A 16,568-nucleotide genomic window follows, 5' to 3' on the forward strand; every position below is an offset into this window, starting at 1 on the left:
GCTCAGAAGTGGTAGATGTCGACCACGTGGTGGATGTAGTCGTTCTTCAGCACCACGGTCTTGCGCCGGATGAGCGGCGAGTCGCCCGAGAAGTCGATCGTGTAGAACGACGTCCCGTAGTACGGGTCGACCGTCTTGTAGCGGAAGTACATCGTGTGCCAGTTGAAGCGCACGTCGACGAGGTCGCCCCGTCGCTCGATGACCTCGACGTTGCTGATGTTGTGGCTCGTGCGCGGCTCGGGCAGCGAGGTCGCCGAGCTGCGCTCGGTGCGGATGCGGAAGACCCGGTCCTCGAGGCCGCCCTTGTTGGCGTAGTAGATGAGCGAGATGTCGCGCTGGGGGTCTTCGACGAGGTCGTCGTCGTCGGTCCAGGCGGGCATCCAGTAGACGCAGTCGTCGGCGTAGCAGTCGAGCCACTTCTCGAACTCGCGGTCGTCGAGGTGGCGTGCCTCTCGGTAGAGGAACTGCTCGATGAGGTTCTGCGTGACGAGCTTCTCGCCTGGGTGCGTCGCGGGCTGCTGGGTGACGGTCATGAACAGGCCCCTCCCGCCGCGACGGTCGCGTCCCGCTCGGCCTGCTGCTGCTCCTTGGCCATCGCGGCGCGCATCGTGTCGCGCCAGTACGTGTGCTGGACGGGGTAGAGGCCCTCGTCCTCGTTCTTGACGCCGGCCGAGACGACACCGGTCATCCCGAGCGAGAGGGCCACCTCGTCGGGGCCGTCGAGCCAGTGCTCGGCGCCGCGGCTCATGTCGTTCCACGGCGCGGCGGTGGCACGGAACGTCAGCTGGCAGGAGCGGAACTCCTCGAGGTCGTCGGGGGTCGCCATGCCCGAGGCGTTGAAGAAGTCCTCGTACTGGCGGATGCGCCACGCCCGCGACTCGGCGCTCTCACCCTTGGGGGCGATGCAGTAGATGGTGACCTCGGTCTGGTCGGGCGCGATCGGCCGGAAGTGCCGGATCTGCGTCGAGAACTGGTCCATCAGGTACACGTTCGGGTAGAGGCAGAGGTTGCGTGACCCCTTGACCATGAACTCGCCCTTGGCGTCGCCGAAGCGCTCCTTGAGCTCGTCGAGGCGGTCCCAGAGCGGGCGGTCCTGCGGGTTGCCGGCCCAGGTCCAGAGGCACAGGTGGCCGTTGGGGTAGGACCAGTAGCCGCCGCCGGACTTGCCCCAGCTGCCGGCGTCGAGGGTCTTGGTGCTGTTCTTCGACTCGCCGGTGTCGCGTCGCGACGTCGTGGCCGCGTAGTTCCAGTGCGTCGCAGTGACGTGGTAGCCGTCGGCGCCGTTCTCGGCCTGCACCTTCCAGTTGCCGTCGTAGGTGTAGGTCGACGAGCCGCGCAACACCTCGAGCCCCTCGGGCGACTGGTCGACGAGCATGTCGATGACGGTGGTCGTGTCGCCGAGGTGCTCGCGCAGCGGCACGACGTCGGGGTTGAGGCTGCCGAAGAGGAAGCCGCGGTAGCTGTCGAAGCGCGCCACCCTCGTCATGTCGTGGGACCCGCTGGTGCCGAAGGAGTCCGGGTAGCCGGCGCCCTCGGGGTCCTTGACCTTGAGGAGCGTCCCGTCGTTGCGGAACGTCCAGCCGTGGAAGGGGCAGGTCAGCGTCGTGCGGTTGTCGGTCTTGCGGCGGCAGATCATCGCGCCGCGGTGTGCGCACGCGTTGACGAGGCAGTGCAGCTGCCCGTCCTTGTCGCGGGTGATGACGACCGGCTGGCGACCCATGTACGTCGTGAAGTAGTCACCGGGCGAGGCGACCTGGCTCTCGTGGGCCAGGTAGATCCAGTTGCCCTCGAAGATGTGTGTCATCTCGAGCTCGAAGAGCTCCTCGTCGGTGAAGATGCGGCGGTTGGCGCGGTAGGTGCCGGTGTCCGGCTCCTCCACCACGGCGTCGGCCAGCTTCGCGCCGACCCGGTCGAGCGTCTCGGTCATGACTCCTCCATGCGTCTTTGCGTCGGGGTTCCCGGAACTCCACCACGGCTGGACAGGAGGTGCACGAGGCAGATGCCTAGTGCTGGGTGAGGGCATGATTGATAGGTGCTGCTTATCAATAGGTCGAAATTTGGTCTTTGTGTTACTGGATGGTGCCGCCCTACCGTGAACGGGACCCCGGACGGAGGTGAACCATGGACCTACGACAGCTCCGCTATTTCGACGTCGTGGCGCAGACGTGCCACTTCGGGCAGGCGGCCGAACGCCTTCACATCGCCCAGCCTGCGCTCTCGCAGGCCGTGCGCCGCCTCGAGTCCGAGCTCGGCGTCGTGCTGCTCGAACGCACGACGCGGCAGGTCGGGCTGACGCCCGCCGGCGAGTTCTTCCACCAGGAGGTACGCCGGGTGCTCCACGAGCTCGACTCCGCGGTCTCCGCGGTGCAGGGGATCGCCGACGGGCGGCGCGGGCTGCTGCGGGTCGGGTTCACCGGCACGAGCGCCTTCACCCAGCTGGCCGGGCTCTCGAGACTGCTGCGCGCCGAGCTGCCCGACGTGTCGCTCGACGTGCAGGCCGACCTGCTGACGCCGGCCCAGGTCGAGCGGCTGCTCGACGGCCGGCTCGACCTCGGCGTGCTGCGCGGGCCCGTGGCGGCCCAGGGCATCGAGACGCGTCGCCTCCTCGAGGAGCAGCTGGTCCTGGCGCTGCCGGCCGACCACCGTCTGGTGCCCGAGCCGGGGCTCGAGGTGGCCGACGTCGCCGTCGACGAGTTCGTTCTCTACGCCGACGCCGGCTCGGCCGTCAACGAGGCGGCGATGGCCAGCTGCCGGCGCGCAGGGTTCGCTCCGGTCGTCGCCCACCGGGCCCCCGGCACCGCGGCCCTGCTCGCGCTCGTGGCCGCCGGTCTCGGTGTCGCGCTCGTGCCCGGGTCGGTGCGCAGCATGCAGCTGACCGGGGTCGTCTTCCGCGAGGTGCACGACGCGCTGAGCATCGACCTGTCGCTCGCCTGGCTCGCCGGCGAGGAGTCGCCGCTCGTCGGCAGGGCGCTGGATGTGCTGCGCACCCACGGCTTCTTCGACGAGGCGTCGCGCCGTCCAGAACCACTTCCAGCAAAGGACGCATCGTGAAGATCGTTGCCGTAGAGGCGATCCCGTTCCGCATTCCCTACGTCAAGCCCTTGAGGTTCGCGAGCGGAGAGGTGCACCACGCCGAGCACGTCCTCGTGCGGGTGCGCACCGACGACGGTGTCGTCGGTGTCGCCGAGGCGCCGCCGCGGCCGTTCACCTACGGGGAGACCCAGCGCGGGATCGTCGCGGTCATCGAGACGATCTTCGCCCCGCACGTCGTCGGCCTGTCGCTCACCGAGCGCGAGCGGATGTGGGCCCACCTCGACCGCACCGTCGGCAACCCGACCGCTAAGGCCGCGCTTGACATGGCCGTGTGGGACGCCTTCGGCAGGACGACCGGGCTGCCGGTCACCGAGCTGCTCGGCGCCTACACCGACCGCATGCGCGTGAGCCACATGCTCGGCTTCGACCAGCCCTCGGCGATGGTCGACGAGGCCCAGCGCATGCGCGACGAGTACGGCATCACCACCTTCAAGGTGAAGGTCGGACGCCGGCCGGCGTCGCTCGACGTCGACGTCGTGCGGGCACTGCGCGAGGCCCTGGGGCCCGACGTCGTGCTCTACGTCGACGGCAACCGCGGCTGGTCCGCCTCCGAGTCGGCGCGGGCCATGCGGCAGATGGCCGACCTCGACCTCGCCTTCGCCGAGGAGCTCAACCCGGCCGACGACGTCATCGGGCGCCGCTGGCTCGTCAGCCAGCTCCACGTGCCCTTCATCGCCGACGAGTCGGCCACGACGCCCGCCGAGGTGACGCGCGAGGTGCTCGGTGGGTCGGCGAACGCCCTGTCCATCAAGACCGCCCGCACCGGGTTCACCGGCTCGCAGCGGATGCTGCACCTCGCCGAGGGGCTCGGGCTCGAGGTCGTCATGGGCAACCAGATCGACGGCCAGCTCGGGTCGGTCTGCGCCGTCGCCTTCGGCGCCGCCCACCGGCGCACCACGATGCACGCGGGCGAGCTGTCCAACTTCCTCGACATGAGCGACGACCTGCTGACCGAGCCCCTGCGCATCGTGGGCGGCGAGCTGGTCGTGCGACCCGGCGCCGGCCTCGGCGTCGAGGTCGACGAGGAGAAGCTTCGGCGCTATCGCGTCGACGCGTCCTGACTCCACTGTCACGGCGCGGGCGACGCACCGACGTCGCCGCCACCAGTCCAGAGCACCACCCAACAGCGAGAACAGGAACCACCATGACCACCGATCTGCACCTCAACGGCGAGGTCGCGACCGCCGCGGCCTCCGGCAACGCGGCCACGGAGCGCTTCGCCACCGACAAGTCCGCCTTCGCCGCCGTCAAGGACACGCCTCCGGAGCGCGTCGACCTGCTGGCCCGCTCGGTCCTCGAGGCGGTCTACGAGACCATCCGCCGCGAGAAGGTGACCTACGACGAGTACAACGCGCTCAAGGCGTGGCTCATCCAGGTCGGCAAGGACGGCGAGTGGCCGCTCTTCCTCGACGTCTGGGTCGAGCACGTCGTCGAGGAGGTCGCCACCGACCACCGCGAGGGCAGCAAGGGCACCATCGAGGGCCCCTACTACGTGCCCGGCTCTCCCGAGCAGGGCGCTCGCGGCTCCGTGCCGACGCGCGACGGCGAGGCGGGTACGCCTCTCGCCTGGACCGGGACGGTCACCTCGACCGACGGCACCCCGCTCGAGGGCGCGAAGATCGAGCTCTGGCACGCCGACAACGACGGCTTCTACTCGCAGTTCGCCCCCGGCATCCCCGAGTGGAACCTCCGCGGCTCGTTCACGGTCGGCGCCGACGGTGCCTTCGAGATCCACACCATCCAGCCGGCGCCCTACCAGATCCCGACCGACGGTGCCTGCGGCAAGCTCATCGCGGCGGCCGGCTGGCACGCCTGGCGTCCGGCGCACCTGCACGTCAAGGTGTCGGCCCCCGGGCACGAGCTGCTCACGGCGCAGCTCTACTTCCCGGGCGACGAGCACAACGACGACGACATCGCCTCGGCGGTCAAGCCCGAGCTGGTCCTCGACCCCCGCCCCCAGGACGACGGCTCGGTGACGGTCGACTACGGCTTCGTCCTGGACCCGGTGCGCGCCTGATGCTCTTCGCGGTCCGCATGGACGTGGACATCCCGCGCGACCTCGACCCCGCGGTGCGGGACGAGACGGTCGCGCGGGAGAAGGCCTACTCGCAGCAGCTGCAGCGGGCGGGGGAGTGGCGCCACATCTGGCGCGTCGTCGGGCAGTACTCCAACATCAGCGTCTTCGACGTCGCGTCGAACGAGCGCCTGCACGAGATCCTCTGGGGGCTGCCGCTCTTCCCCTACATGACGATCGAGGTGACACCGCTCGCGACGCATCCGTCGGCGGTCTGAGCAGGGGCGTTCGCCCGGATGGAGGGGCGCGCGCCGTCTTTGTCGAGGGGGAGACGGCGCGCCCGGCGCGCTGCGGCGGCGTCGGGGCCGGTCGCGTGGCAGGGTGGAAGGCCCGAGGCCACCACCGATTGGAACGCGATGCCGCCGCGCGTGTCAGGGCAGACCCGCATCGACCTGGCGCACCTTCCGCCCGAGCTGCGTGACCTCGTCGAGGCTCTCGTCGACGGCGGCGAGGTCACCGTCGACCGAGACGGTATGCCGGTGGGCACCCTCTCCTTCCGGCCCGCCGTCCTCACGGGAACGGTGCACCCGGCTCCCGGTGGGCGCGACGAGCCCGACCCTGCCGCGCCGCTCGGCCGTCCACTGCCGGGGGGTGTGAAGGTGGTCGTGACGACGATGCGCCTCTCGCGCGAGGCCCGTCAGCGGCTCGGCGACGCGATGGGCCCGGACTTCCTCGTCGTCGACTTCGCCGACGCGCCCGACTCGGCCGACATCGTCCTCAGCCACCCCGTCAGTCCGCAGCTGCTGGGGCGCTTCCACCTCCTGTTCCCCGACGCCCAGGTCATCGTCACCGAGATCCACGACCCCGAGCTCGGCATCGACGTCACCGGCCCGGTCGGCCGCATCCTCGACGCAGGGGTGCAGGCGTACCTTCCCGCCCGCCCCGTCGCGAAGGTCGCCGAGAACGTCCGGGCCTACCTCGCGGCCGACGAGCAGCGTCGGCTGACCCGCGGCTCCGGTCCGGTGGCCGGCGCCTTCCTCATGCCGCCACCGGACGACCGGTAGCGGGCGGCCGGGTTGGGCCCGTCAGCCGCCTGACCGGCTCAGCGGCCGGACAGCTCCTCAACGAGCGCCTCCACCCTGGCGCGGATCTCGTCGCGGATGGGACGCACGTGCTCGAGGTCCTGGCCGGCCGGGTCGTCGAGCACCCAGTCCTCGTACCGCTTCCCGGGGTAGAAGGGGCAGGCGTCGCCGCAGCCCATCGTGACGACGACGTCGGCCTCGCGCACGGCGGCGTCGGTCAGCAGCTTCGGTGCCTCGGCGGTGATGTCCACGCCGTCCTCGGCCATGGCCTGCACGGCGACCGGGTTGACCTGGTCGGCAGGCGCGGAACCTGCGGACAGCACCTGGATGCGGTCGCCGGCGAGGTGCTGGAGGTAGCCGGCGGCCATCTGCGAGCGGCCCGCGTTGTGCACACAGACGAAGAGGACCGTGGGCCGGGTGTCAGAGACGTCGTCGATCACGGGACTGCCTTTCGGGCTGGAGGGAAGATGCGGCGTACCGGATGGAGGAGGGCGACCGCGCCCAGTCCGAGCGCCCCACCGAGCAGCTGGGCGAGCACGAAGGCGGGAGCGCTCGACGGCGCGATGCCGGCGAAGGTGTCGGTGACGGTTCGGGCGAGGGTGACGGCCGGGTTGGCGAACGACGTCGAGCTGGTGAACCAGTACGCGGCCGTGATGTAGGCAGCGACGGCGTACGCGACGCGGCTGTTGTCGGCGCCCCGCAGCGTGCCGAAGACGACGAGCACCAGGCCCATGGTGGCGACGACCTCGCCGAGCCACAGCCCTGAACCGGAGCGGACGTGCTGGGAGACGGCCACGGCGGGCAGGTCGAACATGAGGTTCGCGACGACGGCGCCGATGAGCCCGCCGACCACCTGGGCGGCGACGAGGGTGACTGCCGTGCGGGTGGAGAGGGTCCCCAGCGCCCGCTCGAGCACCGTGACGACGGGGTTGAACGAGGCCGACACCGGGTGCAGCGCGAGGATCAGCGCGACGAGGACGGCCCCCGTCGCGAGCGAGTTCTCGAGCAGCTGCAGGCCGACGTTCCCCGGGGAGAGACGGCTCGCCGCGATGCCCGAGCCGATGACGGTGGCGACGAGGAACGCGGTGCCGACCAGCTCGGCCGCCGCCTTCTGGCGCAGCCTCACGACGCGGTGTCGGAGATCAGCGTCGCCAAGGAGGACATCGCGGCCGGGTTGGAGCGGTAGTAGACCCAGACCCCCCGCTTCTCCCGGTCGAGCAGGCCCGCCTCGTGGAGCACCTTGAGGTGGTGGCTGATCGTCGGCTGCGACAGCTCGAACGCGTCGTTGAGATCGCACACGCAGGCCTCGCCACCCTCGTGCGAGGCGACCAGCGAGAGCAGCCGGAGGCGTACGGGGTCGGCGAGCGCCTTGAGCAGCGGCGCGATCCGCTCGGCGGCCTCCTGGTCCAGGGGCTCGCGGCTGAGCGGCGAGCAGCAGGCGACCGCCTCGACCGGCGTGAGGGTCAACATCGAAGAGTTCGACACGCGTCGATATTGACAGAAGTCGATGTCTTGGTGCAACCTCGGTCTGTCGTCACATCGACAACCATCAATGTCTAGGAGATGTCCGCATGAAGCGCATCCAGCTCGCCATCAACGTCGACGACCTCCAGTCGTCGATCGACTTCTACTCCACGCTCTTCGACGCCCAGCCGGCCAAGGTCCGCCCCGGCTATGCCAACTTCTCCATCGCACAGCCGCCGCTCAAGCTCGTCCTCATCGAGCAGCCGGGGCAGGGAGGCAGCCTCAACCACCTCGGCGTGGAGGTCGGCGACGTCGACACGGTCGACGCCGAGCAGACGCGACTCGCGCAGCGGGGTCTGGCGACCCTCGACGAGCGAGGCACGACGTGCTGCTACGCCAAGCAGGACAAGTTCTGGGTCGAGGGGACGCCGGACGGTGAGCGCTGGGAGGTCTACACCGTGCTCGCCGACAGTGCGACCTTCAGCGAGCCGGCCGAGGCGAACACCTGCTGCGGCACCTCGACGCAGGCGCAGGCCGCCCCGACCGTCTCCGCCTGCTGCTAGCGGCGCGCCTGTTCGGCGACGCACTGGTTGGGTACCTCCCCCGAGACGGACCAGCTCACCAGGAGGCCCAGTGTCGATCGAACCGAGTCGCGAGTCAGTCCCCACCCACGTCGATCAGCTCGTCCTCGTGCGCCACGGCGAGAGCGTCGGCAACCTCGCGGACGCCGACGCCCGACGTCGAGGCCTCGGTCGCCTCGACCTCGACACGCGCGACCCGGACACCCCGCTGTCGGACCAGGGCAGGCAGCAGGCCGGCGTCCTGGCCCGGGCCGTCGCCGCACTCGACGCGGACGAGCAGCCCGAGGTGGTGCTGAGCTCGCCGTACGCGCGGGCCGCGCAGACGGCCCACGTGGTCACCGAGCGACTCCGCCTGCGGCCCACGCTCGACGAACGACTGCGTGAACGGGACCTCGGCGTCTTCGACGGGCTCACGGGGGCCGGCATCCGCGAGTCCTATCCCGATGAGGCGGAGCGGCGTGCCCGGCTCGGCAAGTTCTACTACCGCCCTCCCGGCGGGGAGAGCTGGACCGACGTCGCCCTGCGGGTGCGACACGTCCTCGTCGACCTCGCCGCCGTGTACGCCGGTCGCCGGGTCTGGGTGTTCACGCACCAGGCCGTCATCATGAGCTTCCGGCTCGTGCTCGAAGGGCTCGACGAGCAGCGCCTGCTCGAGCTCGACCGGGACGAGCCCCTCGGGAACTGCTCGCTGACGCGCTACCGCCGCGGCGCCGAGGGCCCGCTCGAGCTGGTGTCCTTCGCCGACACCTCGCACCTCGAGGACTCCGAGATCGAGGAGACCCACGAGACGGCCGCGTCCGAGGTGGGGTGACGACGATGCCTGCTGACACCCCGCGCGACGTCGACGCCGAGCTGCTGCGCGAGTGGCCGCTCCCGGCGTCCGACGGCGACAAGTCCGACCGGGGCACGGTGCTCGTCGTCGGTGGGTGCCGCCAGACACCCGGCGCCGTCGTCCTCGCCGCCGAGGCGGCGCTGCGGGTCGGTGCCGGCAAGGTGCAGGTCGCGACGGCCGCGGACGCGGCTCCGGCCCTGTCGGTGCTCGTTCCCGAGGCCTACGTCGAGGCGTTGCCCGTCCTCGCGTCGGGTGACCTCGCTGCGGCGGGCGCCGAACGCATCCTCGAGCTCGCCGAGGCGGTCGACGTGGTCCTGCTCGGGCCCGGGCTGGGCGACCCCGAGTGCGCCCGGATGCTGCTCGAGCGGGTGGTGCCTCACCTCGACGCAGCAGTCGTCATCGACGCTCTCGGGACGGCATACCTCACGGGCAACCTCGAAGGCGTGCGCCACCTCCGGGGACGGATCCTCCTCACCCCCAACGCAACCGAGCTGGCCGAGACGCTCCAGATGCCTGAGTCGGAGGTCGCCGCAGACCCTCTCGGCGCTGTGCGCAGGCTGTCCGAAGAGACCGGTTCCGTGGTGCTCGGTGGGGGAGAGGAGTCGTGCATCGCCACGCCGCAGGGCGATTCGTGGCGTCACGACGGCGGTGCCCCCGGTCTCGCCACCGCAGGCTCGGGCGACGTCAAGGCAGGTGTCGTGGCCGGTCTCATGGCGCGGGGCGCCACGCCCGAGCAGGCGGCGGTCTGGGGCACGTGGACGCACGGACGTGCCGGCGAGGTGCTCGACGACGAGATGCCGGGCTTCCTCGCCCGCGACCTGTGCCAGCGGATCCCCCGTGAGCTCGCTGCGGTGGAGCGTTCGTCGGGCGGGTGACCCGGCCGGCGCGGGTACGTCCCTGTCATGATCGACACCGTCATCCTCGACGTCGACGGCACGCTCGTCGACAGCAACTACCACCATGCCCTCGCGTGGTCGCGGGCGTTCCGGCGGCACGGCCACGACGTCGAGCTGTGGCGCATCCACCGGGCCATCGGGATGGGCGGCGACAAGCTCGTGGCGCACGTGGCCGGCGACGACGTCGAGCAGTCCGAGGGCGACGCGCTCCGCGAGGACTGGACCCGTGAGTTCGACGGGCTGATCGGCGAGGTGCGCCCCTTCGCGGGCAGCCGACCGTTGCTCGAGTCGGTCAAGGAGATGGGTCTGCACCTCGTGCTGGCGAGCTCGGGACAGCCGAAGCACGTGCAGACCTTTCTCGATCTCGTCGGTGGGCGGTCGCTGGCGGACGCGTGGACGACGTCCGACGACGTCGAGGAGAGCAAGCCGGCGGCCGACCTGCTGGCCGTCGCCCTGGAGAAGGGGGGTGGCCGTCGCGGTGTCATGGTGGGTGACGCGACGTGGGACGCCGAGGCGGCCGTGAACGGTGGTCTGCCGGCCATCGGCCTGCTCACGGGTGGCTTCGCGGAGGCCGAGCTGCGTGAGGCGGGAGCCGTCCATGTGTATGCCGGCCCGTCCGAGCTGAGGTCCGCCCTGACCGACGGTCTGCTCGACGGACTCGGGGACTGACGAGCGGCCCCAGTGGAGGGCACCGCCGCGCAGCTGCCGACCTGGTATGCCGTCCGGGCAGGGAACCGTCCTGTCGACCCTTGTCGCCAGGTCCGGTCAGCGTGGTGTCGTCATGACCTCGGCGCCGTCGTCGGTGATGGCGATGGTGTGCTCGCTGTGGGCGGTGCGGCAGCCGGTGGCACTGCGCAGGGTCCACCCGTCGGGGTCGGTGACGAGCTCTGCCGTGTCGGCCATCACCCAGGGCTCGAGCGCGAGCAGGAGGCCGGGGCGCAGGGTGTAGCCGCGGCCCGGCCGGCCGTTGTTGGGCACGTGCGGGTCCTGGTGCATCGTCGAGCCGACACCGTGCCCGCCGAACTGGGTGTTGACGGTGTAGCCGGCGCCCTCGAGCACCGTGCCGATGGCGTGGGAGAGGTCGCCGATGCGCGTCCCGGGCCCGGCCGCGGCGATGGCGGCGGCGAGGGCGCGCTCGGTGGCGTCGATGAGCGCCACGCTCTCGGCCGGCTGGGCCTCACCGACGACGAAGCTGATGGCGGAGTCGGCGACGACCCCGTCCAACGAGACGGCGAGGTCGAGCGACAGCAGGTCGCCGTCGGCGAGTGCGTAGTCGTGGGGGAGGCCGTGCAGCACGGCGTCGTTGACGGACGTGCAGATGTGGTGCCCGAAGGGGCCGCGTCCGAACGACGGCGCGTAGTCCACGTAGCAGGACTCGGCCCCCGCCTCCTCGATCATGGCCTTGGTCCACCGGTCGATGTCGAGCAGGTTCGTGCCGACCGCGACGCGGCCGCGCACCGACTGGAGGATGTGCCCCACGAGGGCTCCCGTCTCTCGGGCGCGGGCCAGCTGCCCGGGGTGGAGGAGCTCGATCATCTCGGGGGGCCTTCCTGCGCCTGCTCTGTCGGGTCGTGCGACCGGGCGGTCACGGGGTCAGGTCTAGCACGCCTGGGTGCTGCCGCCAGACGTCTCGCGACAGCTGCTCGGGGTAGGGCACGTCCGCGGGCACCACGTCGAAGACGTGCGTCGTCCCGGAGGTGTATGCCGGCCAGCCCGGGTCGCCGTGGAGCGCGAAGCGCGTCCACGCCCCGCGCATCTGGGCGGACAGGTCGACCGCCTCCGCGGTCACGGTCCCGATGAGCATCGCCGGCTGGCCGGCCGTCAGGTTGCCGAAGACGAGCGGCACGTCGAGTCCGTGGCACGCGCCGAGGCTCCCGCCCATCCCGGGGGCCGGCCAGGTGAGCTCGTAGAGCCAGGCGGTGCCTCCCGCGCGCAGCTGTGCCTCGGCGAGGTGGAGCGACGGCATACGGAAGAGCCAGTCGGAACGCACGACCTCGTCGAGCTGCTCGGGGTCGGTCAGGGAGGCGCGGTAACGACCGGCGTCGGGGGCGAGGACCTCCGCCGTGCGGTCCGCCTCGCGCGGCGTGATCGTGCCGGTACGACCGGTGACCAGCGACAGCAGGCGCTGCTCGTCGCGCGTGTGGCCGACGACGAGGGGGACATCGCCACTGAGGCCCTCCCACGGGGTCGTCGGCAGGACGTCGCCGTCGACGACAGGGGCGAAGAGGACGCGAGCGTGGGCGGCCGGCCCCCACCGCTGCGCGTACCCCACCTCGTCGGCAGACACGGCGTCGGCCACCGCATCGGCGGCGAGCGGCAGCAGGTGCGGGTCGATGTCGGGGAGCTCGGCCACGTCGACGCCGAGCTCGGCGGCGCACGCGCGGGTGACGTCGGCCGCGAGGGCCGGGGTGAAGAACGTGCCCGGCACGCTCTGCGCAATCGCCCGGTGGAAGAGACCCTTCGCTCGCGGCATGGCAAGCAGGGCCGCGACCGAGCCGGCGCCGGCCGACTGGCCGAAGACGGTCACGCGAGTCGGGTCACCCCCGAACTGCTCGATGTCGTCCTGCACCCACCGGAGCGCGGCCACCTGGTCGAGCAGGCCACGGTTGTCGGGCCTGCCGTCCACGTGCCCGAAGCCCTCGAGACCGACGCGGTAGTTGAAGGTCACGACGACCACGCCGGCCCGGGCCAGTGTCGAGCCGTCGTACTCGGGCAGGCCGGACGTGCCGAACGCGTACGCCCCGCCCTGCACCCACACCATCACGGGTGCTCTGCCGCGGATGTCGCCGGACCACACGTTGACGGTCAGCCACTCGCCGACGCCCCGGTGCGCGCCAGCGGCGGCGTCCATGCCGAACGCCGCCGACTGCGGGGGAGGGGGCCCGAACGACAAGCACTCGCGGACCCCGTGCCAGGGCTCCACCGGACCCGGCTCGTCGAGGCGCACGGGCAGAGACGCATAGGCGATCCCGCGGAAGACCGTGAGGCCGTCCTCCATCGTTCCTCGGGCTACCCCGCCGGTCACCCGGATGTCGACGTGCACGTCTCATCGTCGTGGCTCAGCCACCTGAGCGCCATCGGGTTCGGCCCGGCGCATGCTGGAGGGGCCTGCCGCGGGCAGGCCCCTCCAGAGCTCCGTGCCGTCAGCCGGTGGCCGTCGCGGCCATGGCCGCAGCCTGGCCGGCCAGTGCTCGCGCTCGCGCGTCGGCCGCGCGGATCAGGGCCATGAGGCGGCTGCAGTCCTCTTGCAGGGCCCCGGGCTCACCTGCGGCAGAAGGGTGCTCGTCACGCGTGGACTCCGCGGGACGCTCCGACGTCGACGCGTCGAGGACGTGGTGCAGGCGCACCACCGCGGCGACGAGGTCACGCAACCGGTCGTCCTGCTCCGAGGTCGCCGCCAGCAACCGCCGGAACACCGCCCGCAACCGCGGACCCGGGTCACACCCCAGCTCGGCCGCGAACACCGTGCGACACGTCTCGTACTCCCGCACCGCGTCCGTGTGCTCACCCCGACGCTCCAACGTCTCCAGCAGCACCAGCCACGCCGACTCCAGCAACCGGTCCCGCCCGATCGCCGCCCGCGCCCACACCTGCGCGTGCCCCAGGTCACCGGCCTCCAACGCCGCCCGCGCCCCGTCCGCCAACGCCCGCAGCACCCGCGCCTCGTGCGCCTGCACCGCCTCCTGCAACCACGGCAGGTCCGCCTCGTCCGGCAGCAACGGCCGCGCCACCAACGCCAACGCCTGCGCGTACACCCCCACCGCCGCCGCCCCCGACAGCTCCTGCGCCCGCGCCACCAACCGCGCGAACTCGATCACGTCCACCGTCAACCCCTGCGCCCGCGCCGCGACGTCCCACCGGTACCCGCCCGGCACCGTCACGATCGGCGCCACCCGCACACCCGAACCCCCAGCGCCATCAGCGCCCTCAGCGCTCTCGACGCCCGGGGCCGCGGCCAGCCGCTTGCGCAGCAGGCTCACGTACGCCTCCAACGTGCCCAACGCCCCCGCCGGAGGCGTGTCCCCCCACAGGTACTCGATGATCCGACCCTTCGAGACCGGGTCCCCGCCCTCGAGCAGCAGCGCCAGCAACACGTGCCGCGCCTTGGCACCCCCCAGGTCCCGCGGGCCCAACGCTCCCGGCCCGTGCCCCACCACGAGCCCGCCACACAACCGCACCACCGGTACGCCGACGACATCCTTCATCTCTGATCCCCCCATTGCTGATCCCCTTGCAGCCATGGTGCGCGGGCTCGCGTTGGCTGGGAGCAGATTGAGAGCGAAGGGTGACCCCTAGTTTTTGGGCACTCGTTTTCCGGACGAGATCGCGAATCACGTGGTAGCGCAGCTGAACTCGCCCTGCATAAGGGGACGAAGCGGGCGGATCCGGACATGCCACGAGCCCCCGCTGAAGGCGGGGGCTCGTGGCGTCCGTGCCGCTGGGGCGGGACCCGGTCAGCCGTTCGAGACGGTGAAGGGTGCGGTCTGGCCGCCCTGGTCGGACTTTGCGATGATCCTGCCCGGGTTGGTCGTCGGGGCATTGGCCCGCATGCGGACCGTCCAGTCGGCGATGCCCGGGGGGACCGCCAGGACGGCCGTCGTCGTCGAACCGATGATCTCCGCGCCTGGCGTGCCGTCAGGGTTCACCCGGTAGAGCTTGATGACCGCATTGACCCTGTCACTCGTTCCGACGACCTTGAAGTCGCCGACCTTCCACTTCGCCGTCGAGATGGTGATGCGGTCCGCCGGTGCCAGGGTGGTCTTCTCCACGGGTGCTGACGGCAGGCCTGTCACGCCGGCGTTGAGCGCCCTGACCACGAACCGGTAGGTGGTGGCAGGTGCCAACCCCGAGATCGTCTGCGAGGCGATCGACGTGACCGGCGGCTGCGGTAGTGCCGCCCCCGTGGCGACGTTCGTGACGCTCACCTGATAGCCGGTGACGGTGCCGCTCGGGGCAGTCCACTTCAAGGCGACCGAGTTCTGTGTCGTCGTACCGGCAGTCAACCCCGTCGGTGGGTCGGGAACTGTCGCCGTGACCGGCGCGAACTGGCCCTCGAGGAGGGTGGAGTTGCCCACCGAGTTGAAGGCAGCCACCTTCAGGAGCACCGGTGCGGTGATCGGGATGGACGTCCCAGTCAGCAGCGTGGCGGTGTCAGACGGAAGGCCTGCAGAGATGACCGGCGAGCCATCGGTGGTGAAGAAGACCTGACCGTCGCTGGCCACCGTCACCGCGTTCGCCTGCACCACGCCGCCAGGTGTGGTCGACGGAGCGGGATCGAGCGTCAGCGTGGGTGTGGCGGTGCTGACCGCGCCCATCTTGAACGGGGTGCTGAGCTTCGCGCCGGCCATCGACCGCACCTCGAAGCTGTACGTCTTCGTCGTGTCGAGACCGGTGAGCGTCGTCTGCGTGGCGTTGACGCCGACGCGCACGCCGGCAGTGCTCTGCGCGCCGTTCGCGTCCGGAGCCGTGACCGCCTCGATGCTGTATCCGGTGACCGGGTCGGCCGTCGGGACGGCCGTGACCGGAGTCCACTTGACGAGGGCGGAGGTTCCGGTCTGGACCACCGAGGCGGTGCCGACCGGAGCCGTCTGGTCCGCTGGGCCGGCCGGGCAGCCGCCCATGCCGGGGCCACCGGCCTCACCGAACTCGGCGATGGTGAGGCCTTGGCGGTTGCCGTCCGCGTCCTGGACCTCCCAGTTCATGGCGCGCTCGCCCAGGTCTGCGGCGGCCGCGACGTCGGCCGCCTCCTGCGAGTCGAAGATGTACGTCGCCAGGAACTCGCCCGGGTTCGGGAAGGTGAGGCTCGAGCTGTATCCGCCCCTGGGTGCTGGGGTGAGCGGCCCGGGCACAGCGCGGATGTCGCGCTTGCCGATGATCGGCACGAGGTCGGGCTGGATGATCCGCTGCTCGAGGAAGTCAGGGTTCACGACCGGCAGCCCGATGTTCGGGTTGACGTTGAACGTCCCGGTCACGGTGATCGTGGTGCCGTTCTGCACCATGTCGTGGGTGACGGTCGCTGACGACGTCGTGGTGTCCTCCGTCAGACCGTCGGGGAAGGTGACCGAGACCTTGTCGCCCGCGACGATGTCGGGAGTGACCTGGAGGCTGGTGCCGTTGCCCCAGCAGACGCCACCGGGGTGGTTCACCTCGAACGCGACGTCCGTCCCGGACACGACTCCCTTCGCGGAGCCGACCACGCCGACTCCGGGACGCGTGACCGTGATGGTTGCCGTCTGGCCGGCTCGATCCGAGTAGCCCTCGATCGAGACGAAGTCCCGGTCGGGGAACACGGCGATGTTGTCCGGGAACGTGGGCACGGCCGCGGAGGCCGGGCCGGCGAACATGAGGATCGGCGTGAACGCCAGTCCCACTGCGGCGCATGCGCCGATGGTCGCCCGTACCCCCCGCCGCCGGGCGGTCGTGGCCTTGCTTGTTGATCGGGTTGGTCGCACCTTGATCCCCTCCTGCGAGCCATTCGAGGAAGGGCTGCATGCCCATTCCTTCGCGAGCCTCTACAAGATCGGCCGACCACCTTGTGCATTCCTTGGACGGAAGACTGGCGCCGCGGGCCCCTGACCGATCCGCACGGCTTCGTCGTGAAACGGC

General features: G+C 71.1%; 18 protein-coding genes. 9 read left to right on the forward strand and 9 right to left on the reverse strand.

Annotated elements, in window-relative coordinates:
* Positions 1-2: 2 nt before the first annotated feature.
* The gene (gene benB, locus ACYVNR_RS05475) at positions 3-533 is read right to left on the reverse strand and encodes a benzoate 1,2-dioxygenase small subunit (protein WP_045191445.1); all 531 of its coding nucleotides are present in this window, start codon (positions 531-533) and stop codon (positions 3-5) included.
* Entirely contained in the window at positions 530-1,927 is a 1,398-nt protein-coding gene (benA, locus tag ACYVNR_RS05480) for a benzoate 1,2-dioxygenase large subunit (RefSeq protein WP_461047123.1), read from the reverse strand. Before benA ends, benB begins: the two co-directional genes overlap by 4 nt.
* Before the next feature lie 194 nt (positions 1,928-2,121).
* On the opposite strand from benA, the gene ACYVNR_RS05485 reads away from it, so the two are divergent.
* The 5 genes from ACYVNR_RS05485 (at position 2,122) to ACYVNR_RS05505 (ending at position 6,171) form a co-directional block, all read left to right on the forward strand.
* Positions 2,122-3,051 (forward strand): LysR family transcriptional regulator, encoded by a 930-nt coding sequence (locus ACYVNR_RS05485; RefSeq protein ID WP_461047125.1) that lies wholly within the window; start codon positions 2,122-2,124, stop codon positions 3,049-3,051.
* Positions 3,048-4,154 carry a mandelate racemase/muconate lactonizing enzyme family protein gene (locus ACYVNR_RS05490; RefSeq protein WP_461047127.1) on the forward strand — a complete coding sequence of 369 codons (1,107 nt, stop codon included), beginning with the start codon at positions 3,048-3,050 and terminating at the stop codon, positions 4,152-4,154. Before ACYVNR_RS05485 ends, ACYVNR_RS05490 begins: the two co-directional genes overlap by 4 nt.
* A gap of 83 nt (positions 4,155-4,237) precedes the next feature.
* Positions 4,238-5,110: a catechol 1,2-dioxygenase gene (gene catA, locus ACYVNR_RS05495; RefSeq protein ID WP_045191450.1), complete on the forward strand. Its 873-nt coding sequence runs from the start codon at positions 4,238-4,240 to the stop codon at positions 5,108-5,110.
* A complete protein-coding gene (gene catC / locus ACYVNR_RS05500; RefSeq protein ID WP_045191451.1) occupies positions 5,110-5,385 on the forward strand; it encodes a muconolactone Delta-isomerase in 276 nt (91 codons plus the stop codon). Before catA ends, catC begins: the two co-directional genes overlap by 1 nt.
* A 150-nt stretch (positions 5,386-5,535) precedes the next feature.
* On the forward strand, positions 5,536-6,171 hold the full coding sequence (locus ACYVNR_RS05505; RefSeq protein WP_458798639.1) for a hypothetical protein: 636 nt from the start codon (positions 5,536-5,538) through the stop codon (positions 6,169-6,171).
* A 38-nt stretch (positions 6,172-6,209) separates the two neighbouring features.
* On the opposite strand, the gene ACYVNR_RS05510 is transcribed toward ACYVNR_RS05505, so the two are convergent.
* Genes ACYVNR_RS05510 through ACYVNR_RS05520 form a run of 3 tightly spaced genes read right to left on the reverse strand, consistent with a single transcriptional unit; the run spans position 6,210 to position 7,659 of the window.
* Complete coding sequence (locus tag ACYVNR_RS05510) at positions 6,210-6,629, reverse strand: arsenate reductase ArsC (protein ID WP_458798638.1); 420 nt, start codon at positions 6,627-6,629, stop codon at positions 6,210-6,212.
* Positions 6,626-7,315 (reverse strand): aquaporin, encoded by a 690-nt coding sequence (locus ACYVNR_RS05515; RefSeq protein ID WP_045191453.1) that lies wholly within the window; start codon positions 7,313-7,315, stop codon positions 6,626-6,628. Before ACYVNR_RS05515 ends, ACYVNR_RS05510 begins: the two co-directional genes overlap by 4 nt.
* On the reverse strand, positions 7,312-7,659 hold the full coding sequence (locus ACYVNR_RS05520) for an ArsR/SmtB family transcription factor (RefSeq protein ID WP_045191454.1): 348 nt from the start codon (positions 7,657-7,659) through the stop codon (positions 7,312-7,314). Before ACYVNR_RS05520 ends, ACYVNR_RS05515 begins: the two co-directional genes overlap by 4 nt.
* A 101-nt stretch (positions 7,660-7,760) precedes the next feature.
* Here ACYVNR_RS05520 and ACYVNR_RS05525 point away from each other — a divergent pair, with 101 nt between their 5' ends.
* The 4 genes from ACYVNR_RS05525 (at position 7,761) to ACYVNR_RS05540 (ending at position 10,631) form a co-directional block, all read left to right on the forward strand.
* Positions 7,761-8,216 (forward strand): ArsI/CadI family heavy metal resistance metalloenzyme, encoded by a 456-nt coding sequence (locus tag ACYVNR_RS05525; RefSeq protein WP_045191455.1) that lies wholly within the window; start codon positions 7,761-7,763, stop codon positions 8,214-8,216.
* Between the two features lie 70 nt (positions 8,217-8,286).
* Positions 8,287-9,045: a histidine phosphatase family protein gene (locus ACYVNR_RS05530; protein WP_461047131.1), complete on the forward strand. Its 759-nt coding sequence runs from the start codon at positions 8,287-8,289 to the stop codon at positions 9,043-9,045.
* A gap of 5 nt (positions 9,046-9,050) precedes the next feature.
* Entirely contained in the window at positions 9,051-9,941 is an 891-nt protein-coding gene (locus tag ACYVNR_RS05535) for an NAD(P)H-hydrate dehydratase (protein ID WP_461047133.1), read from the forward strand.
* A gap of 27 nt (positions 9,942-9,968) precedes the next feature.
* On the forward strand, positions 9,969-10,631 hold the full coding sequence (locus ACYVNR_RS05540) for an HAD family hydrolase (RefSeq protein WP_461047135.1): 663 nt from the start codon (positions 9,969-9,971) through the stop codon (positions 10,629-10,631).
* Positions 10,632-10,727: 96 nt separating this feature from the next.
* On the opposite strand, the gene map is transcribed toward ACYVNR_RS05540, so the two are convergent.
* The 4 genes from map to ACYVNR_RS05560 form a co-directional block, all read right to left on the reverse strand.
* Positions 10,728-11,498 carry a type I methionyl aminopeptidase gene (gene map, locus ACYVNR_RS05545; RefSeq protein ID WP_461047137.1) on the reverse strand — a complete coding sequence of 257 codons (771 nt, stop codon included), beginning with the start codon at positions 11,496-11,498 and terminating at the stop codon, positions 10,728-10,730.
* Positions 11,499-11,547: 49 nt separating this feature from the next.
* Positions 11,548-13,005: a carboxylesterase/lipase family protein gene (locus ACYVNR_RS05550; protein WP_461047139.1), complete on the reverse strand. Its 1,458-nt coding sequence runs from the start codon at positions 13,003-13,005 to the stop codon at positions 11,548-11,550.
* 100 nt (positions 13,006-13,105) lie between these two features.
* Positions 13,106-14,056 (reverse strand): AfsR/SARP family transcriptional regulator, encoded by a 951-nt coding sequence (locus tag ACYVNR_RS05555; RefSeq protein WP_461047141.1) that lies wholly within the window; start codon positions 14,054-14,056, stop codon positions 13,106-13,108.
* Between the two features lie 360 nt (positions 14,057-14,416).
* The gene (locus ACYVNR_RS05560; protein ID WP_461047143.1) at positions 14,417-16,333 is read right to left on the reverse strand and encodes a fibronectin type III domain-containing protein; all 1,917 of its coding nucleotides are present in this window, start codon (positions 16,331-16,333) and stop codon (positions 14,417-14,419) included.
* Positions 16,334-16,568: the final 235 nt, after the last annotated feature.

The sequence above is a fragment of the Terrabacter koreensis genome (assembly GCF_054783315.1).